This is a genomic window from Mesorhizobium sp. M1142, assembly GCF_040318565.1.
Lineage (GTDB): Bacteria > Pseudomonadota > Alphaproteobacteria > Rhizobiales > Rhizobiaceae > Mesorhizobium.
Window position 1 is genome coordinate 382,209 of the sequence record NZ_JAMYMK010000003.1, and the last position, 23,077, is coordinate 405,285.

General features: G+C 63.8%; 25 protein-coding genes, 1 tRNA gene and 1 pseudogene. 16 read left to right on the top strand and 11 right to left on the bottom strand.

Translation table 11 applies throughout. The annotated features are described in order from the left end of the window. Window positions 1–256 precede the first annotated feature (256 nt). A tRNA-Leu gene (locus NKH42_RS08320) sits at window positions 257–341 on the top strand. A gap of 377 nt (window positions 342–718) precedes the next feature. On the opposite strand, the gene NKH42_RS08325 is transcribed toward NKH42_RS08320, so the two are convergent. Beyond that, window positions 719–1,150 (bottom strand): winged helix-turn-helix transcriptional regulator, encoded by a 432-nt coding sequence (locus NKH42_RS08325; protein WP_352974033.1) that lies wholly within the window; start codon window positions 1,148–1,150, stop codon window positions 719–721. Window positions 1,151–1,300: 150 nt separating this feature from the next. Here NKH42_RS08325 and NKH42_RS08330 point away from each other — a divergent pair, with 150 nt between their 5' ends. Together NKH42_RS08330 and NKH42_RS08335 are read left to right on the top strand one after the other, a co-directional pair. Continuing rightward, a complete protein-coding gene (locus tag NKH42_RS08330; protein ID WP_352691023.1) occupies window positions 1,301–2,119 on the top strand; it encodes an antibiotic biosynthesis monooxygenase in 819 nt (272 codons plus the stop codon). A gap of 148 nt (window positions 2,120–2,267) precedes the next feature. After that, the gene (locus tag NKH42_RS08335) at window positions 2,268–3,005 is read left to right on the top strand and encodes an SDR family NAD(P)-dependent oxidoreductase (protein WP_352456666.1); all 738 of its coding nucleotides are present in this window, start codon (window positions 2,268–2,270) and stop codon (window positions 3,003–3,005) included. Between the two features lie 94 nt (window positions 3,006–3,099). Here the strand turns inward: NKH42_RS08335 and NKH42_RS08340 are convergent, their stop codons facing one another. The 5 genes from NKH42_RS08340 to NKH42_RS08360 all read right to left on the bottom strand — a co-directional run bounded on the left by NKH42_RS08340 (window position 3,100) and on the right by NKH42_RS08360 (window position 7,674). After that, a complete protein-coding gene (locus NKH42_RS08340) occupies window positions 3,100–3,306 on the bottom strand; it encodes a hypothetical protein (protein ID WP_023677964.1) in 207 nt (68 codons plus the stop codon). Between the two features lie 182 nt (window positions 3,307–3,488). Next, on the bottom strand, window positions 3,489–3,965 hold the full coding sequence (locus NKH42_RS08345) for a hypothetical protein (protein ID WP_352691021.1): 477 nt from the start codon (window positions 3,963–3,965) through the stop codon (window positions 3,489–3,491). A gap of 210 nt (window positions 3,966–4,175) precedes the next feature. Further along, complete coding sequence (locus NKH42_RS08350; RefSeq protein ID WP_352646629.1) at window positions 4,176–4,784, bottom strand: hypothetical protein; 609 nt, start codon at window positions 4,782–4,784, stop codon at window positions 4,176–4,178. Window positions 4,785–4,993: 209 nt separating this feature from the next. Continuing rightward, a complete protein-coding gene (locus tag NKH42_RS08355; protein ID WP_352691019.1) occupies window positions 4,994–6,274 on the bottom strand; it encodes a GNAT family N-acetyltransferase in 1,281 nt (426 codons plus the stop codon). After that, entirely contained in the window at window positions 6,274–7,674 is a 1,401-nt protein-coding gene (locus NKH42_RS08360; RefSeq protein ID WP_352691049.1) for a lipopolysaccharide biosynthesis protein, read from the bottom strand. The genes NKH42_RS08355 and NKH42_RS08360 overlap by 1 nt, the downstream gene beginning before the upstream one ends. 274 nt (window positions 7,675–7,948) lie before the next feature. On the opposite strand from NKH42_RS08360, the gene NKH42_RS08365 reads away from it, so the two are divergent. Beyond that, window positions 7,949–8,134 (top strand): hypothetical protein, encoded by a 186-nt coding sequence (locus tag NKH42_RS08365; RefSeq protein ID WP_031194557.1) that lies wholly within the window; start codon window positions 7,949–7,951, stop codon window positions 8,132–8,134. A 340-nt stretch (window positions 8,135–8,474) separates the two neighbouring features. On the opposite strand, the gene secA is transcribed toward NKH42_RS08365, so the two are convergent. Next, window positions 8,475–11,207: a preprotein translocase subunit SecA gene (secA, locus tag NKH42_RS08370; RefSeq protein WP_352691017.1), complete on the bottom strand. Its 2,733-nt coding sequence runs from the start codon at window positions 11,205–11,207 to the stop codon at window positions 8,475–8,477. 252 nt (window positions 11,208–11,459) lie between these two features. Here secA and NKH42_RS08375 point away from each other — a divergent pair, with 252 nt between their 5' ends. Next, window positions 11,460–12,377, top strand: a complete 918-nt coding sequence (locus NKH42_RS08375) for a peptidylprolyl isomerase (protein ID WP_352691016.1) — start codon at window positions 11,460–11,462, stop codon at window positions 12,375–12,377. Window positions 12,378–12,447: 70 nt separating this feature from the next. Here the strand turns inward: NKH42_RS08375 and NKH42_RS08380 are convergent, their stop codons facing one another. After that, window positions 12,448–13,077, bottom strand: a complete 630-nt coding sequence (locus NKH42_RS08380; RefSeq protein WP_352691015.1) for a TetR/AcrR family transcriptional regulator — start codon at window positions 13,075–13,077, stop codon at window positions 12,448–12,450. Between the two features lie 109 nt (window positions 13,078–13,186). Here NKH42_RS08380 and NKH42_RS08385 point away from each other — a divergent pair, with 109 nt between their 5' ends. Further along, complete coding sequence (locus NKH42_RS08385) at window positions 13,187–13,423, top strand: putative antibiotic biosynthesis monooxygenase (protein ID WP_352691013.1); 237 nt, start codon at window positions 13,187–13,189, stop codon at window positions 13,421–13,423. A gap of 3 nt (window positions 13,424–13,426) precedes the next feature. On the opposite strand, the gene NKH42_RS08390 is transcribed toward NKH42_RS08385, so the two are convergent. Further along, a complete protein-coding gene (locus NKH42_RS08390; protein ID WP_352691011.1) occupies window positions 13,427–14,653 on the bottom strand; it encodes a caspase family protein in 1,227 nt (408 codons plus the stop codon). Between the two features lie 179 nt (window positions 14,654–14,832). On the opposite strand from NKH42_RS08390, the gene argJ reads away from it, so the two are divergent. From argJ to NKH42_RS08415, 5 genes are all read left to right on the top strand, one after another. After that, window positions 14,833–16,074 (top strand): bifunctional glutamate N-acetyltransferase/amino-acid acetyltransferase ArgJ, encoded by a 1,242-nt coding sequence (argJ, locus tag NKH42_RS08395; RefSeq protein WP_352691010.1) that lies wholly within the window; start codon window positions 14,833–14,835, stop codon window positions 16,072–16,074. Then, window positions 16,074–16,853 carry a GNAT family N-acetyltransferase gene (locus NKH42_RS08400; protein ID WP_352505140.1) on the top strand — a complete coding sequence of 260 codons (780 nt, stop codon included), beginning with the start codon at window positions 16,074–16,076 and terminating at the stop codon, window positions 16,851–16,853. Before argJ ends, NKH42_RS08400 begins: the two co-directional genes overlap by 1 nt. Beyond that, complete coding sequence (locus NKH42_RS08405) at window positions 16,850–17,272, top strand: (deoxy)nucleoside triphosphate pyrophosphohydrolase (RefSeq protein ID WP_352491816.1); 423 nt, start codon at window positions 16,850–16,852, stop codon at window positions 17,270–17,272. The genes NKH42_RS08400 and NKH42_RS08405 overlap by 4 nt, the downstream gene beginning before the upstream one ends. Before the next feature lie 127 nt (window positions 17,273–17,399). After that, window positions 17,400–17,705 carry a hypothetical protein gene (locus tag NKH42_RS08410; protein ID WP_023677980.1) on the top strand — a complete coding sequence of 102 codons (306 nt, stop codon included), beginning with the start codon at window positions 17,400–17,402 and terminating at the stop codon, window positions 17,703–17,705. Between the two features lie 126 nt (window positions 17,706–17,831). Continuing rightward, window positions 17,832–18,011, top strand: a complete 180-nt coding sequence (locus NKH42_RS08415; protein WP_352691008.1) for a Flp family type IVb pilin — start codon at window positions 17,832–17,834, stop codon at window positions 18,009–18,011. A gap of 48 nt (window positions 18,012–18,059) precedes the next feature. On the opposite strand, the gene NKH42_RS08420 is transcribed toward NKH42_RS08415, so the two are convergent. Further along, entirely contained in the window at window positions 18,060–18,932 is an 873-nt protein-coding gene (locus NKH42_RS08420; RefSeq protein ID WP_352505143.1) for a methyltransferase domain-containing protein, read from the bottom strand. 54 nt (window positions 18,933–18,986) lie between these two features. Here NKH42_RS08420 and NKH42_RS08425 point away from each other — a divergent pair, with 54 nt between their 5' ends. The 4 genes from NKH42_RS08425 to NKH42_RS08440 are packed head-to-tail and all read left to right on the top strand — an operon-like array spanning window position 18,987 to window position 21,393. After that, window positions 18,987–19,787, top strand: a complete 801-nt coding sequence (locus tag NKH42_RS08425; protein ID WP_254816698.1) for a ComF family protein — start codon at window positions 18,987–18,989, stop codon at window positions 19,785–19,787. A 37-nt stretch (window positions 19,788–19,824) separates the two neighbouring features. Then, on the top strand, window positions 19,825–20,094 hold the full coding sequence (gene grxC, locus NKH42_RS08430; RefSeq protein WP_254816699.1) for a glutaredoxin 3: 270 nt from the start codon (window positions 19,825–19,827) through the stop codon (window positions 20,092–20,094). A 10-nt stretch (window positions 20,095–20,104) separates the two neighbouring features. Beyond that, window positions 20,105–20,971, top strand: coding sequence for a carbon-nitrogen hydrolase family protein (locus NKH42_RS08435; protein WP_352751154.1), 867 nt, complete (start codon window positions 20,105–20,107; stop codon window positions 20,969–20,971). Then, window positions 20,968–21,393 carry a DUF1178 family protein gene (locus NKH42_RS08440; protein ID WP_352691004.1) on the top strand — a complete coding sequence of 142 codons (426 nt, stop codon included), beginning with the start codon at window positions 20,968–20,970 and terminating at the stop codon, window positions 21,391–21,393. The genes NKH42_RS08435 and NKH42_RS08440 overlap by 4 nt, the downstream gene beginning before the upstream one ends. Window positions 21,394–21,500: 107 nt before the next feature. On the opposite strand, the gene NKH42_RS08445 is transcribed toward NKH42_RS08440, so the two are convergent. Next, the gene (locus NKH42_RS08445) at window positions 21,501–22,301 is read right to left on the bottom strand and encodes an SDR family NAD(P)-dependent oxidoreductase (protein ID WP_352691002.1); all 801 of its coding nucleotides are present in this window, start codon (window positions 22,299–22,301) and stop codon (window positions 21,501–21,503) included. A gap of 180 nt (window positions 22,302–22,481) precedes the next feature. On the opposite strand from NKH42_RS08445, the pseudogene NKH42_RS08450 reads away from it, so the two are divergent. After that, a pseudogene (locus tag NKH42_RS08450) lies at window positions 22,482–23,077 on the top strand (helix-turn-helix domain-containing protein); the annotation flags it as partial.

The following is a 23,077-nucleotide window of genomic DNA, read 5'->3' on the forward strand; positions in this document are numbered from 1 at the left end:
CCCAAACCAGAAGTGGTCTTGGGATCACGACATGTACAAACAAGACTTGGAAGCGCCCCGCATCAACCTCGTCGGACAAGGTGCGCTTCAATGACATGCGCCGCCTGTCTAGAAAGATTTTCCGCGCTGCACAATGGCAGCTGCTTCACGAAATCGAAAGGCTGAGGCTTGAGCGAGCCCAGATGTCGGGATTTGGCCAGTTGACGAACAGGCCTCCAACCGTATAGTCCGCGCCCATCCAGGCCGCCCGGCCTGAGCCCCTATGGCGGAATTGGTAGACGCGCTCGACTCAAAATCGAGTTCCGCAAGGAGTGCTGGTTCGATCCCGGCTAGGGGCACCACTTTTTAAATTCCGACGCGGCTTCTTATTAAACCTAATGGCGTGGGTGGGATCGTCCGCGACGCCCTCGACGGCCACCGAATGGTTGCGTCTTGCCTGTTGCCGCAAGCTGCCCAAGCTTCCGCTGAACGGTGCGCGGACCAGCCCCAAGCGCAATCTGGCGTTCCTCACCGCACGCGATCAGGCGTGCCGCGGTCCCGCAAAAAGACGTTGCCGCAAAGTCGATCGCTGCCCGACAGACATGTTTCCTCCCGCGAACTACCCACCAGACCCGGCCCACAGATGCAACCTCGGGAGGTGAGATATGCGGTAACATTATGGCACGATGCGAAACAGCTTCGTCTTGGATCGTGCTGCGGGCCGGAGCCGCCGCCGTGCCTAGCGCAGGGCCGCCACGACGTCGGCGAAGTCGGCCCGCTTGCCATTGCCGGCGCGACGCAATTGCACCTCGACCGGCTTGGCGTCGGATTGGTCGCAGTAGACGATGGGTCCGGGCCGCACCCATTTGTCGCCCCACTCGGTCAGCGCGATAATGACCGTTTTGAATTCCAGCCCCTTCCGGGTCAGGACATAGTCGGCCTGCTCGCCGGCGGCACCCGGGCGACGGTCCATCAGGCCGGCCTCGACGAAATCCTCGAGGCGCTTGGCCAGGATGTTGGTGGCGATCCCCAGGCTCTTCTGGAATTGCGAAAAGCGCGTGCAGCCGCCGAATATCGCGTCGCGCAGGATCAACAGGCTCCAGCGCTCGCCGACCAGTTCCAGGGCGCGTGAGGCCGAGCAGTTTTGTTTTTCATAGAGACGACCAAGCATGGAGTGAACATACCCTATTGACTTGCATCATGCAAGTATGCATTGTGCTTGCATGATGCAAGCGACAGAGGTCGAGAGAGCGTCGCTCCACTTCATCGCCCGAGATTTCGGGTGTCCATCAACCAATCAGATCCAGACAGGAGATATGTCATGAAAAAGGAAGAAGATTACACGACGTCATTTGTCGTCGAGCAAAGCCCGGAAGAGGTTTTTGCCGCGGTTATCAATCCGCGCGCCTGGTGGTCGGAAGACATCGATGGCGATACCAACAAGCTAGGTGCGATATTCTACTATCATTTCAAGGATATCCACCGCGGCACATTCAAGGTCACGGAGCTCGTGCCTGGCAAGAAGGTCGTCTGGCACGTCGTCCAGAACTACTTCAACTTCGTCAAGGATGCGACCGAGTGGACCGGCACGGACGTGGTCTTCGAGATCGCGCCGACTGATAAGGGGACCGAACTGCGTTTCACCCATGTCGGGCTGAAGCCGAGTGAAGAATGCTACGATGTCTGCCATGACTCGTGGCGCTTCTATGTCGCGAGTCTTCGCGACCTGATTTCGACGGGCAAGGGGCAACCCAACAAGGGCGAAGAGAACGCCAACCCAACGGTTGTGCCGCAAAACGAGGACCTCGGCGCCGTCGAGCGCAAGGCGGCAGGCGATGGCGCCGAGATGATCGTCATGACGACGGCAGCGGCGAAGCCCGGCATCGAAAGCAAGGTGCGGAATGCCCTGCGCGACGTAGCGGGGGCGGCCCGCAAGCAAAGCGGGTGCATCGACTATAGCGTCTTTTGCTCGGAGGCAGAGCCCAACGTTACCATCTGCGTCGAGCGCTGGGCATCGAAGCAGGAGCGCGACGCTTTTCTACGCTCGGCGGACGCGAAGAATTTCGTTTCGGCCATCACCGGCGCCTTCCTGGAGCGGCCTTCGCCGATCTCCTACACGACATTGGAAGTCGGGTCCTAGTTGCAAGGGTTCGCCCGGCGATAGCGCCGGCTGCCCTGGAGCAATGCACGGGGGAGACGGCGTCCAAGCGTGGAACAGAAAACCATAGCCTACTTGCATGATGCAAGAACGAATGGCTTGCATTCATGCAAGAGGAGGAGAGATCGCCGTGCCGAAATCGATGGAAGTCACAAACAAAGCCGTTCTCGTGACCGGAGCCAACCGCGGCCTCGGCAAGGCGCTGGTCGAGGAAATATTGAGACGGGGTGCCAAGCGCGTCTATGCCGGCGCGCGCAAACCGCTCGCCCACGCGGATCGGCGCGTCACGCCGCTGATCCTGGACGTGACCGATGCGGTGCAGATTGGGGCGGCTGTCGAGCGGATCGGGTCTCTCGATATCCTCATCAACAACGCCGGCATCGGGCTCTACGACGATCTTGGCGATCGCGCCGCGCTTGAGCGACACCTCGCCGTCAACCTGCTCGGCGTGCATGGCGTAACCCACGCATTCCTGCCGCTGCTCACGCATTCGCGCGGCGCCGTGGTCAACATCCTGTCGGAAGCGGCTCTCGTTCCCTTCCCGATTATTCCGTCTTACTCACTGTCGAAGGCCGCCGCGTTTTCCATGACGCAATCGCTACGTGCTCTCGCCGGCGCTCGTGGCGTGAGCGTTCATGCAGTCCTGTCCGGTCCCATAGACACCGACATGAGCAGAGACGCCGATATACCGAAGAGCTCCGCGGAGAGCGTCGCGAAAGGTATCCTGGACGGCATGGCGCGAGGGGAGGAGGAAATTTTCCCTGATCCAAAATCGGCATCCATGGCCGAGAGCTGGCGCGGCAGCGCGTTCAAAGCGCTCGAACGCCAAATGGCGGCTTTCGTCCAAGCCATGCCCACCAAGCCATAGGCGACCGCCGCCATCGATAGGCTGCCAGCATTTGCAATTCAGCGTCCCACAGTGGAGCGGAACGTCATGCTGTTGAACGCAACTTCCCCGGTTTTCACCAGCGGATCACGATGACTTTGTCGGTCCCGTTGGCGAGTTCGACAGCTTCGGTGCCATCCGGTTTGCGGCTTTGGATTCTGGCGCTCTCGACAGCTTCAACGCCAACAACGTTGACTGCAAAGGCTTCATCGATTTCGGCGGCACAGACCAAGGTGTCCGGCGGCAGGTCCTTTACTTGGTCCAACAACTCGCGAAGCTTCATGGTCGAATCTCCTTGGCGATAGCAGGAATGAGCAGCACGCTTTCGCCGCACATTCGGAACCATGTCCCTTGAGAAAGGTTCCCGATGAGGTGGAGATGCCGCAGAATGGGACGAGCGCGGCGATCCGCCCGTCACAATGATGTGAACGCGCCGTGCGAAGCATCTGTCTCAAATCCCTGTCCCTAATGCTGCCGGCGCAATTCCTTGTTGATCATGCCGCCCATCGCTAGACCGATCGCCATCACCGCAAAAGTCGCCGCGATAGATCGCTTCGGCAGCACCGTCTCCCAACCTGGCGTCAACCGCTTCGGCACGAAGCCATAATCTGTTGCCGCGGCAATGGCCGCTGCCGCCAACGCATCGCGAAATATCAGAAGCGACGGACGCGGCGGCCTCGAGGCGAGCCATAGTTCGAAAAGGAATGCCCAGAAGATGGAGGAAGCGTGATGCGTGCCATAGCCGACGAGCGTGTGCGCCACATCACCGCGCCGCACGGACGCGGCCTGTTCGCCGTAGAGCCAGTGGCTGGTCGCATTCGTGGGCTGCAGGGCGCCTTTGCCTTCCCGCCTTGCAAGCAGGGCCAGCGCAGCTGTCGTGGCGAAGCTGACGATCGTACCCGAAACGGCTGCGGACAATCCTGTCTGGATCAGGCTTTTCACTTGGTCCTCCGTCGTTTCGCGGTCGGCTCCTTGGAACGCCTTTTGTCAACCCGCGGCAGGGTCGAGTCGTGATTGCCAAACGGCGAAACGAGTCCGAAGGTTCCGGGAACGGGCTTTTGGTTGGACGTTATCCCAGGAGCGTCCTCCGGGATAACGCCTTTGAGGTCCGGCTGCCTTTCCTGGTAGGCTCGGATCGTAGCCCGGCCGCTATTACATCGGCCCCGGCACCATCTTGGTCGGCTGCTCAGGCATCGGAAACGGATAGTTGTCGCATTTCACGTCCGGGTTCGTCGGGCTGAACATTCCGAGCGGGTTGTCCTTGAACAGCCAGGCGTGAAGGTCGTAGTGGTGGAACTCCTTCGGGATGAGCGGGTAATGCCCCTCCATCGGCCCCTGGAATGTCTGGCCGAAGAGCTTCGGCGGCTCCTTTGTGTCCGGCGTCAAGGGCACGAGCCATTCCGCGCCGACCAGGCGCAATTCGCCGCCGACCGGCTCATAGATCAGCACATTGGGGCGCGTCGGATCCGCGGTCGGGCCGACAGTCGTGACGTTGACGAAATGGATGCCCATCGCGCCCTTCGGGTAGTCCATCGCCCCCTCTACCTTTTCGCCGCTGTAGAAAACGCATCCTACCGTCGATAGATAAAGCTCGCGAATGGCAACCTTGTAGTCTTCATACCTGGACAGCGATTTACGCAGGGCATCGATCTCGGCTTTGTCGGGTTCGGCCGCCCGGGGAGCGGCGGCGTTCAGACACGCGCCAATGAGACCTGCCAAGGTGAGGATACCGACACGCCTGAGGTGAGTTGTTTTCATCATGCATTCCTCCCAGATTTTTTTCTTCTGGCCGTGCAGGACCGAGGCGGCAGTGATGCTGGACGCGCGGCCGTAATTGATCGCCTCATCCCGGTTGGGACTGCGTCGATGCTAATCCTTTCCGCTGATCGGGAGAATTAACCCTGACGACCTAGGCCCGAGAGAGCCGACGGTGCAGAGACGGACGGTCGGGCCCACTTTGGACCCCAAGTCTACCGCCGGCGCAGCAGGCTCCTCATCCGGTTGCGCAGCAGGCGCGCCATGTTGCGGGTCTCGCGATAGAGGTGAAGCTGCGACGCGGCCTGGCGGGCGGGGCGGTCGGCATCCGGCGTCAGCCCGATCACCAGCGTGCCCATCGGCCTGTGTTCGCTCCACAGCCGGCTCATCACCGGATGGTCGGGCACCGCGCAGGAATCGGTCATCATGATGTTGGGGTCGTCGAGATGCTGTCTGGTCACCTCGATCATCAGCAGCGTGCCCGGCGAATAGGCGGCGAGCGTCTCGTCATAGGCGGTCTTCCAGGTGTAGGCGACGCCGGCCTCGACGAAGACGATCAGGCAGGCGACGGTGCGGCCGTCGAGCGTCAGCGAATGGATGCGGCAGAGATCCTGCTCGGCCAGCCGGTGCACCGCTTCGCGGGCGAAGGCGGCGCGGTAGCGGTCGATGGCCATGGCGGTGCGCTCGCGGCCTTTCCAGCCGGCAGCCTCCAGCGTCAGGAAATTTTCGATGGCGTGGCGGATCTCGTCAGGCCCGCGCGCCACGACATGCTGCAGCCGGCCGAGGTCGGCGAGGCGGCGCTTCAGGCGGCGGAACTCGCGATAATGGTGGGCGCGCAGCGAAGCTTTCAGATATTCCTCGCCGTCGAGCGCGCTTTCGAGCACCGGGCGCTCGGCCTTGCCGGTGGTGACCAGCGTCAGGCCGCGCGTTTCGGCGACGCTGGCGAGCAGGCTCGCCACCGGGCCATCCAGCCTTATGTCGGGCAGCACGAAGACCTTCGGCAGCTTGAGATGCGGCCTGGACAGCATCGAAAAGAAATCCTCGATGACGCCGATCGGATCGTCGCGGTCGACCAACGGCGTGCCGATCGGGCCGAACGGGCTCGACCAGGTGCGCATGACGGGAACCCCGAGCGGCATCACCGGTCGCTCGACCGAGAACGGCACCAGCAGGCGCAGCCGGTTGCGATACTGGTCACCGTCGCGGATGACGGCCAGCCGCACCTCGCGGTCCTCGAGCCTGGGCATGGCCGGCGCCAGGAAGCGCGGATTGAAGAAGACGTTGGGCTCGATCGTGCGGGTACAGAGATAGTCGAGCTCCTCGACCAGGTCGAAGCCGGCGGAGGCCGGATAGATGGCAAGCTTGCGCTCGGGCCGGTTGTTAGCGAGGATCTCGACATGGGCGGGATCGGCTTCGCGGGCAAGCCCGGCAAGGCCGGACACCATGGCGCCGGCCGGGCCGCCGCTGGTTTCCTCGAGCAAGGGGACGGCAGCCATCAGGCGGCTCCTTTGGCGGGCACGAAAATGACCATGACGATGCCAAGCTTGCGCCAGACCGTGAAGGACAGCGCGCTGGCCTCGAAGATCATGGCGAAGACGGTGGCCATCGCCGCGCCCCACAGGCCGAAGAGCGGGATCAGCACGACGCTAAGCGCGATGTTGAAGGCCAGCGTCATGGCGTAGACGGCGGCGCAGATATTCTGGTTGCCGCTCATGGTGAGCAGGCTTTCGCAAGGGCCGACGGCGGCCCGCGCGACGACGCCGAGCACCAGCAGGAACAGCAGCGGATAGCCGGCGGAAAATTCCGGGCCGAACAGGGTCAGCATCGGCTCGCCCAGGGCCAGCACGAGCAGCGCCATCGCCAGCGACGGCCAGAAGGTCCACGACACGGTTTCGCGGGCGAAGGCGGCGAGCTTTTGCGGCTCGCCATGGGTGAACTGCGCATAGCGCTGGGCGACGCCGGCCTTGACCGCGAAATAGACGAAATGCACCAGCGCCAGCGTCTTGACGGTGGCGAAATAGACGGCGACGTCGTTGGGATCGAGATAGGCGCCGACCATCAGCACGTCGGCATTGGTGAGCAGGAAGAAGAAGCTCTCGACCAGGAAGATCGGCAGCGAGACGATGAACCATTGGCCGAAATGCAGCTTCATCGGCCCGGCCGGAATTCTTTTGTCGATGCGCGAGGTGACGCCGACGAGCTGACCGAGCGTGGTGGCGTAGGTGGCGGCGATGGCGGCGAAGATCGCCGTTCTGGCATCGGGCGCGTAGCCCGCCAGCAGCATCAGCGCCATGAACGCCAGGATCAGCAGCGGCCGCACCAGAAAGGTCGGCGACAGCGCAAACAGCGCCCAGGAATTGGCCCGCGCCAGCCCTTGCAGAAGGTCGGACATGGCGATCATCGGCAGGCAGATGATGCCGAGGATGAACGGCACGACATAGTAGTTTTCGATATAGGCCGACAGCAGCCAGACGCCGAGCGCGCCGAGGCCGGCGATCAGCGTCGAGGCAACCAGCACGAACAGCCGGCTGGCCCGCACGATGCCGCGCAGTTCGGCCATCATGCCGCGCTCGCGATATTCGGGAATGAAGCGGATGATCGAGGTGTGGAAGCCGAGGCAGGCGAGATTGCCGACGATGACCATCGTCACCCACACGAGCACGAAAATGCCGTATTCGAACGAGCCCATCCAGCGCGCCATCAAAACCTGGCTGACGAAGGCGATGACGGCGCTGACGATGCGGACCGAAAAGGCGATCAGCGACATGCGGCCGGCCTCGCCGCGCGCGCCGGCGCTGAACAGCACGGCATCGATCAGGCCAAGCAGCGGCCTGATGCGCAGCGCAAGGCGCTGCGGCAGGAACCGCCCGGCTGTCGTCGCCGCGGAAAAGCGCACCCCGATCACACTCCGTTTTCCGCCAATTTACAGGGGCTGGGTGTAGCGGAGACACATTAAGAAACGGTTGGGTGGGCTTTCCTTCGCCCGTCTCTATGCGGGGAGAAGGTGCCGGCAGGCGGATGAGGGGCGGCGCTGGCTGCTTCATATTCATCATTCGCGCAACCCTTCAACCTGCTCGGGAGTGTCTCAGTTTGAAATCCGCGGAAACGCCTATCCCGTTTGCCCCATATGCGAAACGCCTATATGCTGAGCGGAACGCACGGCAGCAACAATGGTCTACACTGTCATCTGGTATGGAAGGCAGGGCATCGTCGACAAGGTGATCTTCGACGACGAGAAGACCGCGAAAGATCATGCAACCTCCATGTTTCAAACCCGAAAGGGTGACGATGGAATCGTGTCCGTTGAAGTTCGTAAGGACAACGGCGCTGTCGTCTTTAGCCATGCCGAGAACTAGGAATGCCAACCGGACCTAAAGGCCAGAAGCGTCCTGCCGACGTGATCGGCAATGCCGTCCACGTCATGCGTATTGCTACAGGCGAGGAATCCGATGACGTGGTTGACGACGGTAAAGACCTGCCGCGAAAGCGCTGGGCGCGAAAGGCGGCCCGAAGCGGACCGAGAATATGACGCCAGAGCGTCGCCCTAAAATCGCCAAAAAGGCTGAGCGCCCCCTCTGGCCTGCCGGCCATCTCCCGCTCAGGTGCGGAGATTGGCTAATTGCCAACGCCTCCGCTGCCCCTCATCCGCCCTTTGGGCACCTTCTCCCCGCGAACGGGGCGAAGCAAAGCAGCGCCTTACGCAAACGCCCCGTGGCAATGCTTGTACTTCTTGCCTGACCCGCAGGGGCAGGCTTCGTTGCGGCCGATCTTGCCCCAGGTGGCCGGGTTCTTCGGGTCGCGGTTTTCGGGGGCGACGATGGCGTTGGTCTCCTGGCGGACCAGGACGGCCGTGTCGCCGCCTTCGAAATCGTCCTCGCCGGTCGAGCCGTCGATATGGCTGCCGAACATGTCGGGCGCCTCTGGCGGCGGCGCTTCCGCCGCCTGGCGGACCAGCTCGACGCGCATCAGCTGCGCCGTTACCGCCTGGCGCAGATTGCCCAGCATCGCCTGGAACAGCTCGAACGCCTCGCTCTTGTACTCCTGCAGCGGATCCCGCTGCGCATAGCCGCGGAAGCCGACGACCGAGCGCAGATGGTCGAGATTGACGATGTGCTCGCGCCACAGGTGGTCGAGCGTCTGCAGCACCACGGAGCGCTCGACATACGTCATCACGTCGGGGCCGAAGCGCTCGGCGCGCTCCTTGGCGGCGGCGTCGGCGGCCTGGCTGATGCGCTCGCGGATGTCGTCTTCGGCAATGCCTTCTTCCTTGACCCAGTCTTCTACCGGCAGGTCGAGGTTGAGGAATTCGGCGATCTCGGCCTTGAGCCCGGCGACGTTCCACTGCTCGGCATAGGCGTTTTCGGGAATGTTCTTGGCGACGATCTCCTCGATGACGCCTTCGCGCATCTCGGTGATGGTCTCGGATAGGCCTTCGCCGTCCATCAATTCGAGGCGCTGCTCGAACACCACCTTGCGTTGGTCGTTGGAGACGTCGTCATATTTCAACAGGTTCTTGCGGATGTCGAAGTTGCGCGCCTCGACCTTCTTTTGCGCCTTTTCCAGCGCCTTGTTGATCCATGGATGGATGATCGCCTCGTCTTCCTTGAGGCCGAGCTTCTGCAGCATGCCGTCCATGCGCTCGGAACCGAAGATGCGCATCAGATCGTCCTGCAGCGACAGGAAGAACTTTGACCGCCCGGGATCGCCCTGACGGCCTGAGCGCCCGCGCAACTGGTTGTCGATGCGGCGCGATTCATGGCGTTCGGTGGCAAGCACATAGAGGCCGCCGGCGGCGAGCGCCTTTTCCTTCAGCCGGGCGATGTCGTCGCGGATTTCTTTTTCCCGGGCCTCGCGCTCGGGGCCCGCTGGCATGTCGCCAAGCTCCTCGGCGATGCGCATGTCGGCATTGCCGCCGAGCTGGATGTCAGTGCCGCGGCCGGCCATGTTAGTGGCGATGGTGATGGCGCCGGGTTTGCCGGCCTGGGCGACGATCGCCGCCTCGCGCTCGTGGTGGCGGGCGTTCAGCACCTCGAAATCCTTGAAACCCTCCTTGCGCAGGCGCTCGGCCAGTTGCTCGGATTTCTCGATGGAAGTCGTGCCGACCAGCGTCGGCTGACCCTTGGCGCGGGCTTCCTTGATCTCCTTGACGATCGCCTTGTATTTCTCCTCGACCGTCCGGTAGACCTCGTCGTCTTCGTCGATGCGGATGACCGGCAGGTTGGTCGGGATCTCGGTGACGTCGAGATTGTAGATGTTGGCGAATTCTTCGGCCTCGGTCAGCGCCGTGCCGGTCATGCCGGCGAGCTTCTTGTAGAGGCGGAAATAGTTCTGGAAGGTGACCGAGGCGAGCGTCTGGTTCTCCGGCTGGATCGCCACATGCTCCTTGGCTTCGAGCGCCTGGTGCAGGCCCTCCGAATAGCGGCGGCCGGGCATCATGCGGCCGGTGAACTCGTCGATGATGACGATCTCGCCGTTGCGGACAATATAGTCCTTGTCCTTCTGGAACAGCCGGTGCGCCTTCAGCGCGTTGTTGACGTGGTGAACGATGGCGACGTTCTCGACGTCATAGAGCGACTCGCCCTTGAGCAGGCCAGCATCGCGCAGCATGTTCTCCAGCTTCTCGGTGCCTTCCTCGGTGAAGATCGAGGTCTTCTGCTTCTCGTCGATCTCGTAGTCCTGCGGTTGCAGCTGGACGATGAAGGTATCGATGGTGTTGTACATTTCCGAACGGTCCTCGAGCGGACCGGAAATGATCAGCGGCGTGCGGGCTTCGTCGACCAGGATCGAATCGACCTCGTCGACAATGGCGTAGCTATGGCCGCGCTGCACCATCTGGGCGCGCTCGTATTTCATGTTGTCGCGCAGATAGTCGAAGCCGAGCTCGTTGTTGGTGGCGTAGGTGACGTCGGCGGCGTAGGCGACCCGGCGCTCCTCGTCGGACAGGCCATGGACGATGACGCCGACCTTAAGGCCGAGGAATTTGTAGACGCGGCCCATCCATTCGGAGTCGCGCGTGGCCAGATAATCGTTGACGGTGACGACATGGACGCCATTGCCGGCGAGCGCGTTGAGATAGACCGGCAGCGTCGCCACCAGCGTCTTGCCTTCACCGGTCCGCATCTCGGCAATACCGCCATTGTGCAGCACCATGCCGCCGATCAGCTGCACGTCGAACGGGCGCATGCCGAGCACGCGGCGGGCGGCCTCGCGCACGGTAGCGAAGGCCGGCACCAGAAGGTCGTCGAGGCTGGCGCCGTTGGCGATGTCCTGGCGGAATTTGTCGGTGCGGGCCTGAAGCTCGGCGTCGGAGAGCGCCCGCATCTCGTTTTCCATGGCATTGATCGCCTCGACGCGGGGCCGGGTCGATTTGACCCGACGATCGTTGGAGGAGCCGAAAACCTTACGGGCGAGACCGCCGAGACTGACCATCCAATGGCCCTTTCGATAGCATTCCAAGTCGTTGCGACAGGCGCCGGCTGGCCCCATCAAATCCACGTGAACGCGGACAAACGCAAAAAGCGCCCGGAAAACGGTTCTGGACGCAAAGTCGTTGGACAGATAAGAGGGGGCTCATTCGATGTCAACGCCGCGCTCGCCCTGTCGACCGCGCCAAATTCCGCCACAATCCTGCTGGTCTGGAAGCCATTCCGCTCTAGCTACCCCGCTTTGGAGATAATCGTAATGTCCTTGTTGTTCCGCCGTGCGTCGCTCGCCAGCCTTGGTCTGGCATTCGGGCTGTCGGCCCTCTCGCTGTCGCCGCTGATGGCACAGGAAGCCGCCCCTGCCCAGCCGGCAGCACCCGCCCCGGCGGCCAAGCCGGTCGATCCGAACGCCGTGGTCGCCACCGTCAACGGCCAGACGCTGACCGAGGCAGACCTTGGGCTTGCCGAGGGCGAGCTGTCGCAGCAGTTCGCGCAGCTTCCGCCCGAGCAGCGCCGCGCGGCGGCACTGTCGGCGGCGATTGAAATCCGCGTCATGGCGGCTCAGGCGGTGACCACCGGCCTCGACAAGGATCCCGACTTCCAGCGCCGCATGGCCTTCCTGCAGCAGCGCGCGCTGCATGGCGAAATGGTCGAGAAGGGCGTCATCGACAAGGTTACCGATGCCGAGGTCCGCGCCCGCTACGACCAGGAAATCGCCAACACGCCGCCCACCAACGAGGTGCACGCCCGTCACATCCTCGTGAAGACGAAGGAAGAGGCCGACGCCATCATCAAGCAGCTCGACGGCGGCGCCGACTTCCAGAAACTCGCCAACGAGCACACCAGCGATCCGAGCGGCAAGACCAGCGGCGGCGATCTCGGCTGGTTCGGACCTGGCCAGATGGTGCCGGAGTTCGACAAGGCGGCGTTTGCGCTGGCGGTCGGCAAATACACCGAGCAGCCGGTGCAGTCGCAGTTCGGCTGGCATGTCATCAAGGTTGAGGACAAGCGCACCAAGCAGCCGCCGGCGTTCGACCAGGTCAAGGACCAGGCGCGCCAGGCGGTCATCCGCGACAAGTATTTCGCGCTGGTCAAGTCGCTGCGCGCCAACGCCAAGGTCGACATCCCCGATGCGAACCTGAAGAAGACGGTCGACGCGCTGGAAAGCGCCAAATAGGCCAGATTGGGCTACGACAGGGCGCGCTGCCGCCCTGTCGCTTCTATTTGGTAGGGCGAGCGATGATGCGTTAACGCCGCCGCCGGACCGCCGTGGCGTTGCCGGCATCCTCAGCGACGATGCCTTTCAAGACATAGCCGACCGCCCTGCGCAAGATCGCCTCGTCCTCGTCCAGGCGGTCTGTCAGAAGGTGCGCCCAGGCAAACGAGGCGATCAGGTCGGCGACGACAGTGGCATCGACATCGGCTGTCACCTCTCCCCTTGCCTTGGCGCGTTCGACCATCTGGCCGGTGTGGATGCGACGGCCTCTTGCGTATTCGGCGAGGGCGGCGGCGGCTTTTTCGTCCGACTGCGCCTCGGCAATCAGCGATCTGAACACGCTACCCGACGACGTCTCGCGCCAATGCGCGAACAAGCTCTTCAGGAAGCCGACGAGATCCTCCGCAAGGTTCCCGGTGTCGGGATTGTCGACGCGCTTTTGCCGCTGGTAAACGTCGAGCAGCAAGGCGGCCTTGCTTGGCCACCAGCGATAGATCGTCGGTTTTCCGGCGCGTGCGCGGCGCGCCACCGCCTCGATCGAGAAGCCGGAATAGCCGGCTTCGACCAGTACCGCCTCGGCGGCATCGAGAATGGCATCGGCGCTTTCCGGGCTGCGCCGTGCGCCAGCCGACTTGCGCCCGGGATCGGTGATTTCGCCCATCTTTTCTTCCTTACCCGCGGTTTCAGCAGCCATCATATACAACTCTTGACGAAACGGAACGATCCGTTTTATATGTAACGGAACGTTCCGTAACGATAAGGAGAGTTTGATGAACTCGACCGCCGTGACCCGCTTTTCGCGCCTGCGCTTCGCCCTGCTTGTGCTGCTCGGCGTGTATCCGCTGATCACTGCCATTCTGTATGTGGTTTTTCCGCTGATGCAGGAATGGCAAATCTGGCAGCGTACGCTGGTCATCGCGCCGCTGATGGTCTCGATCATGATCTGGGGACTGATTCCGGGCGTGCAGCGGGCGTTTCGCGGGTTCATCAACCCAGCGGTCCGCTGATGTTCATTCCAGCGCTTGCGACGTTTCCGACGCAACGCGCCACGCGCCATCGGCCAGCACGAGTTCCAGCGTCACCCGCGCCTTGCCGGTCAGGCGCTGCGCCGATTTGTCTTTCGGCACATAGTCGTAGCGCATGGCGAAAACCACGTCGGCACGGTCCTTGCCGTGCGGCGTCACCTCAAGGCTGCCGGGCTCGAGAGCGAACGACCATGACGCCCATTGCGCGAACCAGTCGGTCTTGACCTTGACGATCGCCTCGCTGTCGTAGCGCGTGCCGTAGATGGTGGCCGACGCACCGTAAAGCCGCTTGACGGTTTCGCGCATCCTCTTGGCATCCAGCGCCAGATAGTCCTGGCGCAGAAACTGCTCGATGGCGCCCTTGTCGCCGACGGAGCGTTCGAGCGCAGCCACCTGCGACGCGGGAGCCGGGCTGACAGCCGGTTTCGGTTGCCGGGCAGTGTCTGCGCCCGGAACGAATTCGAAACGCTCGAGCAGCGACCCCTGCTCCCAGGGACGCTGCGCCTCGCGCGTTGCCGAAACGACGTCGCGGCGCACCGCGATCATCATGTCGTTGATGCTTTGTCCGGGCTCGGCCATATGCCGCAAAAGAGCCGCCGCAAAGGGCGAGTTGCGCCCCGTCCCGTCCATTGCGACGGCGCCGGGCGCAGTCGAGAAGGCGATGAATGAGCCGCGTGTCGACTCGAACTGGGCGAGGCCGGCGAGAGCCGTCGCCGAGCGCGTGATGGTGCTGCGGCTGAGGCTTCGGGCAAACGGGTTGTTGCGGCAGGCATCGAGGAAGACCAGGCTGACCTTGGTCTGCTGCTCCATGATGTCGAGAACCTCGTCGATCGGCACCGCCTCGAGCTGCAGCTTGACCGGCATGTCCAGCCGGGCGTCGACCGGCACGATGAAGTTGCGCCCGTCGACCTGCAGGCCGTGGCCGGCATAGTAGAACAGTCCGGCACCGGCACCTTGCAGCGCATCGGAGAATTCGCCGATCTTGCGTTCGAGCTCGCGCTTGCCGAGATCGTTGCCTTCGATCACCTCGAAACCGATGGCGCGCAGCTTGTCGGCGATGTCGAGCGCATCGTTGACGGGATTGGCCAGCGTGCCGGCTTCGGCGTAGCTGCCGTTGCCGACCACAAGCGCGACGCGCCGCGCCGTCTGCGCATCGGCGCGCAGCAGCAGAAAGCCCAGAAACGCCAGTGCCAAGACCACAAGCCTGCCCATGGGGCAGGATCATAGCGCTATCGGTCGCAGCGACGCCAACAAATTTGCAACAGCCTGCTTGCTGCATGAGGCGGTGTCAGGCTTCCGGCACCCGTAACGGCTGTGAAACGCCTTGCGCCAGCGCGTGCTATCGGGCAAACCGGCGTTCCTTTCGCGATTTTTCCCGCCCGGGGTCTTCCATGTCCACACAGGTTTCGCCGCTCGCGCCGAAGAAATATCCCAAGATGCCGGTGATCGAGGGCGCGCGCATCGCCACCGCCGAGGCCGGCATAAAATACAAGAACCGCACCGACTTGCTGGCCATGGTGTTCGACGCCGGCACCACCGTCGCCGGCGTGTTCACCAGGTCGAAATGCCCTTCGGCGCCGGTCGATTTCTGCCGGCAGAACCTCGTGGCTGGCAAGGCACGCGTGCTGGTGGTCAATTCCGGCAATGCCAATGCCTTTACCGGCCAGAAGGGCCGCGCCTCGACGGCACTCACGGGCGAGGTGGCGGCGAAAGCGGCCGACTGCACAGCGGGCGAGGTGTTCCTGGCCTCGACCGGCGTGATCGGCGAGCCGCTCGACGCCGGCAAGTTCAGCCATCTGCTGGCCGGGCTGGTCAAGGACGGCAAGCCGGAATTGTGGACCGAAGCCGCCAAGGCGATCATGACCACCGACACCTATCCCAAACTGGCGACCGCGACGGTCAAGCTCGGCGATGCCGACGTCACCATCAACGGTATCGCCAAGGGTGCCGGCATGATCGCGCCCGACATGGCGACGATGCTTTCCTTCATCGCCACCGATGCGCCGATCGCAGCACCGGTGCTGCAGGACCTCCTGTCGCGCGGCACGGCCAAGACCTTCAACGCGGTTACCGTCGACAGCGACACCTCGACCAGCGACACGCTGCTGATGTTCGCCACGGGTGCTGCCGCCAGGCGCGGCTCGCCGGCAATTTCCGACCCCAAGGATGCGCGCCTCGGCGCGTTCCGCCGTGCCCTCGGCAAGGTGCTGAAATCGCTGGCACTACAGGTGGTGCGCGACGGCGAGGGCGCCCGCAAGCAGGTCGAGGTCACCGTCACCGGAGCCAAATCGGCCCGCTCGGCCAAGCGCATCGCGCTGTCGATCGCCAATTCGCCGCTGGTCAAGACGGCAGTCGCCGGCGAGGACGCCAATTGGGGCCGCGTCGTCATGGCTGTCGGCAAGGCCGGCGAACCGGCCGACCGCGACCTTCTGTCGATCTGGTTCGGCGATAACCGCCTGGCCTATCAGGGCGAGCGCGACGCCGCCTATTCCGAGGAGGCGACTTCGGCGTATATGAAGCGCGACGAGATCCGCATCCGCGCCGACATCGGCATCGGCCGCGGCAAGGCGACGGTGTGGACCTGCGATCTCACCAAGGAATATGTCGCCATAAACGGCGATTATCGGAGCTGATGGCGTTGGCTTCCAGACATCCGGCAAGCGTGTTGGCGATCGTGCGCCGCTATGAGGCGGCCGGCTTTCGCGCCTGGCCGGCGGCCGCCGTCCATTATGACGGCACCTGGGTGGTGCGGCTGACGGCCGGCCACCCGGCCAAGCGGCTGAACTCGGTCAATCCGCTCGATCCGGGCGACATCCAGCACATTGCTGAGCGCATCGGTCGCGCCAGCCGCCGCTTCGACGCCTATGGCAGGCCGCTGACCTTTCGCATCTCGCCGCTGTCGGGCCCGGATCTTTCAAAGTACCTCGACAGCGAGGGCTGGAGCATATTCGCCGAATCGCTGGTCATGCGGCTGCCGCTGGCGGACGCCACGCTCGACGACGCCATGGACCAGATTCCGTTGAAGGACATCAGCCGTTTCATCGGTGCCGCACTCAAGGTGAGCGGCTCGGATGTGTCGCTGCGGCCGGGCCTGTCGGAGATCATCGGCGCCATCCAGCCGGAGGCCGGACTGTTTGCGCTGGAGGCCGGCAGCGAGCCGCTGGCAACGTTGATCTGCGTACATGACGGCGATCTTGCCGGCCTGTTTGAGATTGCCACCGACAGATCGGTGCGCAACCAGGGCCATGGCCGCCATCTCATCCGGTCGGCGCTGAAATGGGCGCGGCTGCGCGGGGCGCGGGAAGCCTGGCTGCAGGTCGAGGCGGACAACGCGCCGGCGCTGGCGCTCTACCGTTCGCTCGGATTCGACGAAGTCTATCGCTATCACTATCGCCGGCCACAAGGCGCATGAGCGGCTTGGATACGGTCGGCAAACGCCTGCTCCTGGTCGCGGCCTGCGCGCTGGTCGATGCCGACGGGCGCGTGCTGTTGGCGCAGCGGCCCGAAGGCAAGCAACTCGCCGGCCTGTGGGAGTTTCCAGGCGGCAAGGTCGAGCCCGGTGAGACGCCGGAACAATGCCTGATCCGCGAATTGTACGAGGAGATCGGCATCGAGACCGACATCCCTTGTCTGGCGCCGCTCACCTTCGCCAGCCATTCCTACGATGATTTTCACCTGCTGATGCCGCTGTTCGTCTGCCGTCGATTCCGCGGCATTGCCCAGCCGAAGGAAGGCCAAGTGCTGAAATGGGTGCGGCCGCGCCAGATGCGCGATTTTCCAATGCCGCCGGCCGATGCCCCGCTGATCCAGTTCCTCATCGATCTGCTGTAACGGCCGACCTGCCGTAAATCGGGCAGCGCCGCAACGCGCTGGCAGCAGCGTTAATGAAAGATTTATCTGACCGTGAAAAATTGACGCTAGGCGGTTACGCCGATTCCACCGCTGGGGAGCGATTTGCATGAGCCTTGAAAAGGACTGGGACTCGCCTTGGCCCGACCGCCTTCCTGGCGCCGCCAATGCCGGCATGGGAATATTGCGCATCGCCCTCTTGTTCGGCTCGGCCGCGGTGGCTCTGGCCTTGATCGCGACGCCCTACCTCGACAGCCGGACCCGCTCGCAGTTTGCCCGCGACGGGCTTGATACGATGAGCACCGGCTCGATCGGCCAGCGCGATAGCTATACGCTACGCAAGAGCGTGCTGCAGCCGCTGCCCAGTTCGGTCTGCGTTATACGGGCCGATGGCAGAAGCAGCGGCGACTGCTGACTCCTCAACAGATCTCTAGGATTCGGCTGTTTCCTAGAATGCAGCTGGTTCACCGCGCGTTAAGCCTGTCGCATTAACCTTTCTTAACGGGTCGGCGCTAGGTTCGGGCAAGAGGGATGGGCGCCCATGAAAATCTTGCTGCAACGATTTCTAGAAGACGAGAGGGGTGCGACGGCTATCGAATATGGTTTGATCGTCGCCGTGCTGTCGCTTGCCATTGTCGCTGGTATTGGCCAGGCTGCCGATGCGATTCAGTGGCTGTTCAGCGACAACAGCAGCAGGCTTGCCAACGCTTTTGCGCAGTGACCCGCTTAGCTTTGATGGGATACGCTTAGCTTTTGCGCAAGGATACGCTCAGGGGCCGCCGGGGTTTTCCAGGATTGTCTTCAGCGATATTTTTGCGGAGCCCGGCTTCAGCGGCTTTTGCTGAGAGGCATCGGGCGCCCAGCCTGACATCCAGACCACCGAGAAACTCGCCCTGACGCGGCCATCGGCATCCGAAAACCGCTCCGCATAGATTTCGGCGGCGCGCGCGAACAGCGCTCGCGTGCCCGGCCGCCTGCTGCGGTCGACAAGCGCGCTGGTCTCGCCCATGGCGCGCAGGTCGGCGACCAGGCCAAATAGCGAATCGTAGCGCACCGTGATCGTCTCGACGTCGGCCACCGGCAGTGCCAGGCCGGCGCGCTGCAGCAGCGCGCCGGCGTCGCGGACGTCGGTGAACGGGATCACACGCGGGCTAGCGCCGCCATAGAGCTCGGTCTCGGCGGCAAGCAGGCTTTCGCGCAGTTCGGAGAGCGTGCCTGTGCCGGCGAAGGCGCCGAGGAAAAGCCCGTCCGGCTTCAGCGCCCGGCGGATCTGCACCAGCATGCCGGGAATGTCGTTCATCGCCTGCAGCGACAGCAGCGAGACTGCGAGGTCGAGGCTTTCCGGTTCGAATGGCACGGTTTCCAACGGCGCTACCACTCCTGGCTGGCCGGCCAGGAAAGCGGCGTCGGCCTCGACGCGCACGTTTTCCGTCACCTTGCCGCTTTCAGCGAGCACCTCTGCTGCTGCCGGCGTCTGGCAAAACAATGAGGCCGTCTTGCCGAACCTGCGTTCGACGGCGTCGAGCCGGTCGGCAAGATCCTCGGCCGCCCGCCGCATGAGGAAATCCGCGCCGACGATGGGACGGGCCAGTGCCCGGCGCTTGCGCGCCAGCCAGAGCGAGGTGTCGATTACAGGCTGCAATGGGCAGGTCCTTTTGCTTCGCTCTCTGATATAGTGATGCGAAGGACCAACCACGTGGCCGATCCCATGCCAGAGATCAAGCGTATTGCGATCAAGAGCATTGCCCGCAAGGCATTGGGCTGGCCAGCGCGCCTCTTGTTCCCGCCGGTCTGCGCCGGCTGCCGCCGCCATGTCTCGCAGCCCGGCGTGTTGTGCGGCGCCTGCTGGCCGAAACTCAGGCTGCTGGAACGGCCGTGGTGCCCGGTGATGGGCACGCCGTTCACCCACAGTATGGGTGAGGGTTTCCTGTCGGCGGAGGCGATAGCCGACCCGCCGCCGTTCGAACGCGCGCGAGCGGCGGTTGCCTATTCCGGCGTTGCCCGCCAGATGGTGCAAGGGCTGAAATACCAGGACCGCACCGATCTGGCGCCGTGGATGGCGCGCTGGATGCTTCGCGCCGGTGCCGAGCTCATCGCCGAGGCCGACGTGGTCGTGCCGGTGCCGCTGCACTGGCGGCGTTTCTTCCGACGGCAGTTCAACCAGTCCGCGGAACTGGCGCGGGCGGTGGCGCAGCTCGGGGAGCGGCCTTTCGCGCCATCAGCCATCAAGCGCGTCAAACTCACGCGCCAGCAAGTCGGGCTGGAGCGGCGGGAACGCGAGGAAAATGTTCGCGCCGCATTCAAAGTGCCTGATGAGGCGGAGATCGAAATCGCCGGCCGCCGGGTGCTGCTGATCGACGATGTCTACACCACCGGCGCCACCGTCCGCGCGGTTGCCAGGGCATTGACGAAGGGCGGTGCCGGCGCGGTCGACGTACTGACCTTCGCGCGCGTGCTGCCGGGGGACTTTCGGGCCGACGAATCGGCGCCTATATAGCCTATATGACAGCAGAACGAGGCAGGATTGCTGACCGATGGTCGATGTGACGATCTACACGCGGATGATGTGCGGCTATTGCACCGCGGCCAAACGGCTGCTCGACAGGAAGGGCGTCGCCTATACCGAGCACGACGCCTCCTTCTCGCCGGAACTGCGCCAGGAAATGATTTCCCGGGCCCATGGCCGTTCCACCTTTCCGCAGATATTCATCGGCGACACGCATGTCGGCGGCTCTGACGATCTCCACGAATTGGAGGCGGAAGGACGGCTGGACGGATTGCTCGCCAACGGCTCGACCAGGTAAGGACATGACGATGGGTGCTTTCAAGGCCGCGGCGATCCAGATGCGTTCGGGAACCAGTCCGGAGCGCAATGCGGTCGATCTGGAACGGCTGGTCCGCGAGGCGGCAGGTCTTGGCGCGTCCTATGTCCAGACGCCGGAAATGACCGGCGCGCTGATCCGCGACAGCCAAGCGCGGGCCGCTTCCTTCACCTCCGAAGACAAGGACATCGTCGTCTCGACGTCGCGGAGGCTGGCCAAGGAGCTCGGCATCTTCCTGCATATCGGCTCGACCGCCATTCTGCGCGCCGACGGCAAGCTTGCCAACCGCGCCCTTCTGTTCGGGCCGGACGGTGCCACGATTGCCACCTACGACAAGATCCACATGTTCGATGTCGATCTCGACAATGGCGAGAGCTGGCGCGAATCCGCCGCCTATGAGCCTGGCACCGAGGCCGTCGTCGCCGAAATCAATGGCGTGAAGCTCGGCTTTGCCGTCTGCTACGATCTACGCTTTCCGCAGCTGTTCCGTGCCGAGGCGCTGGCCGGCGCCAATCTGCTTTCGGTGCCCGCCGCCTTCACCCGCCAGACCGGCGAAGCGCATTGGCATGTGCTGCTCAGGGCGCGCGCCATCGAGAACGGCGCCTATGTGGTTGCCGCGGCGCAAGGCGGCGTGCACGAGGACGGCCGCGAAACCTATGGCCATTCGCTGATCGTCGATCCCTGGGGCCGCATCGTCGCCGAGGCGGCGCATGACGAGCCGGCGGTGATTGTCGCCGAGATCGACCCGGTGCAGTCAGTCGCCGCGCGCAAGAAGATACCGAATCTCAAAAACGCACGCGATTTTGCCGTAAACGCCGGTTCGGCGGAGGCAATGCCGCTCAGGGGTGCCGCCTCTTGATCCGCTTTTCCCTGATCTGCGAACACGAGCACGAATTCGAGGCCTGGTTCCGCAGCAACGACGATTTCGACACACAGAAGAGGCGCGGTTTCATCGATTGCCCGGCCTGCGGCTCGCACAAGGTCGAGAAGGCGCTGATGGCGCCTGCCGTCTCGACCGGGCGCGGCCAGGAGAAGATCGCGCTGGCCATGGGCGAGGCACAAAAGCAGGCGCTGGCGCAGCTCAAGGCGCTTGCCGAGAAGGTGCGCGAGAACGCCGATTATGTTGGCGACAAATTTGCCGAGGAAGCGCGCAAGATCCATTTTGGCGAGAGCGATCCGCGCGGCATTTATGGCGAGGCGACGCTGGAGGAGGCCAAGAGCCTCGCCGAGGATGGCGTCGAATTCTTGCCTATTCCAAGTTTCCCCGACGACCGCAACTGATCGGTCAACTTGCTCCGGACATCAGGAGGCATCTCTGCGCGCCGTGAGGGGTCGGGGCGGCGCCGAGGGGCGGCGATGCCGCGACCCCTGCATAAGCGTCCGCAGTTTCAGGCCGAGCAGCAAGGATGGGGCTCGCGGGCAATCGTTTCGCTGCTTCTTTCATGCCCACTGCCTGACGGGCTTGCTTCACTTGACGGACTTGCTTCCGCATAGGCTGCAAACTGGCGCTCAAGCGCCTTGACCGCACTGCTGCGCCAGCCCTCCGCCACGGATTCCGACATGGGATCGGGGAAGATCTCTTCCTCGCCATTCTCCACGCCGTCCAGGATCGCCCGCGCGACAGACTCCGGAGAAGCCTTCGCGATGTCCAGGCCCCGTGTCATGTCCGTGTCCACCGGGCCGGGAAGGACCCTGTGGACGCTGACACCCCGTCCGGCCAGGAGCGTGCGCAACGACTGCGACAGCGAGAACGAGGCCGCCTTGGAGATCGAGTAAGCCGGACTGAACGGCACGGCGGCAATCGAGGCCAGCGACAGAATGTTGACGATGGCTCCCCGCGACCGGGCCAGCAACGGCAGCAGAGCCTGGGTAACGTCGTACGAGCCGAAGAGGTTTACGGCGAGCTGTTGTTCGAGCACACGACGGTCGCTGAGGTCATCGAAGGGCGATACGCCGGCGTTGTTGATGAGGATATCGAGAGCATCGATCTTCTCGACGGCCTCCCGGATCTGCGCAACGTCGGTCACATCCATGGTCAGGGACGTCACACGCCGGTCCGGGTGGGCCATGGATTGGCGAGTTGCGGCATAGACGCGCTTTACGCCTCTGCTCAGGGCTTCCTCGACCAGTGCCCGACCGATGCCCCGATTGGCGCCAGTCACCAGGATGGCTGTACCTTCGATCTTCACTGCGTCTCTCCTAGTGCTTATCGTTGCGTTCGAGCCCAGTGCACAATCTAGCCGCGACTCAAGGTTGGCGCGCCGCAACTCAGGTTGGCTACAGTCGCCGTTGTCGATACGACTGGTTGGTGAGATGGACTTAGCGCCGGATGTCGAAGCCATGGGAGTGACAAGTGTGACGGGATTCCGATGGACTCGCTGATCACGGCCGCGGCGCATGCGCTTGCGGCGGGCGATCCGCTCGGCGCCTTGAAGCGGGTTGCGCTGCGCGACGATGCGCCGGCACTGGCGTTGCGCGGTATCGCAATGGCGCAGCTTGGCGACCTGGTTCGGGCGAAGGTTCTTCTAAAAAGGGCGGCACACGCATTCAGCCCGAGGGAGGCCGTGGCCCGCGCGAGGTGTATAGTCGCCGAGGCCGAGATCGCGCTCGTCTCGCGGGACCTCGCCTGGCCGGCCAAGACACTCGACGCCGCGCGGGCGACGCTTGAAAGGCATGGCGACCGCGTCAATGCCGCACATGCGCGCAACCTCGAAGTCCGGCGCTTGCTGCTGATCGGCCATCTCGACGAAGCCGAGCGCAGGCTGGACGGCTTCGATCCCTCGCCGCTGCCGCCGGCATCGCGGGCCGCCCACGAGCTGGCTGTCGCCGGCATCGCCATCCGCCGCTTGCGGACCGGTCCTGGGGCGGGCCCCCCCACGCGCCGGGGCCGCGGGGGCGGGCCGCGGCCGGGACCCCCCCCCCCCGCCGCGGGGGGGCGAGCGGCGGCGGGGGGGGGGGGGGGGGT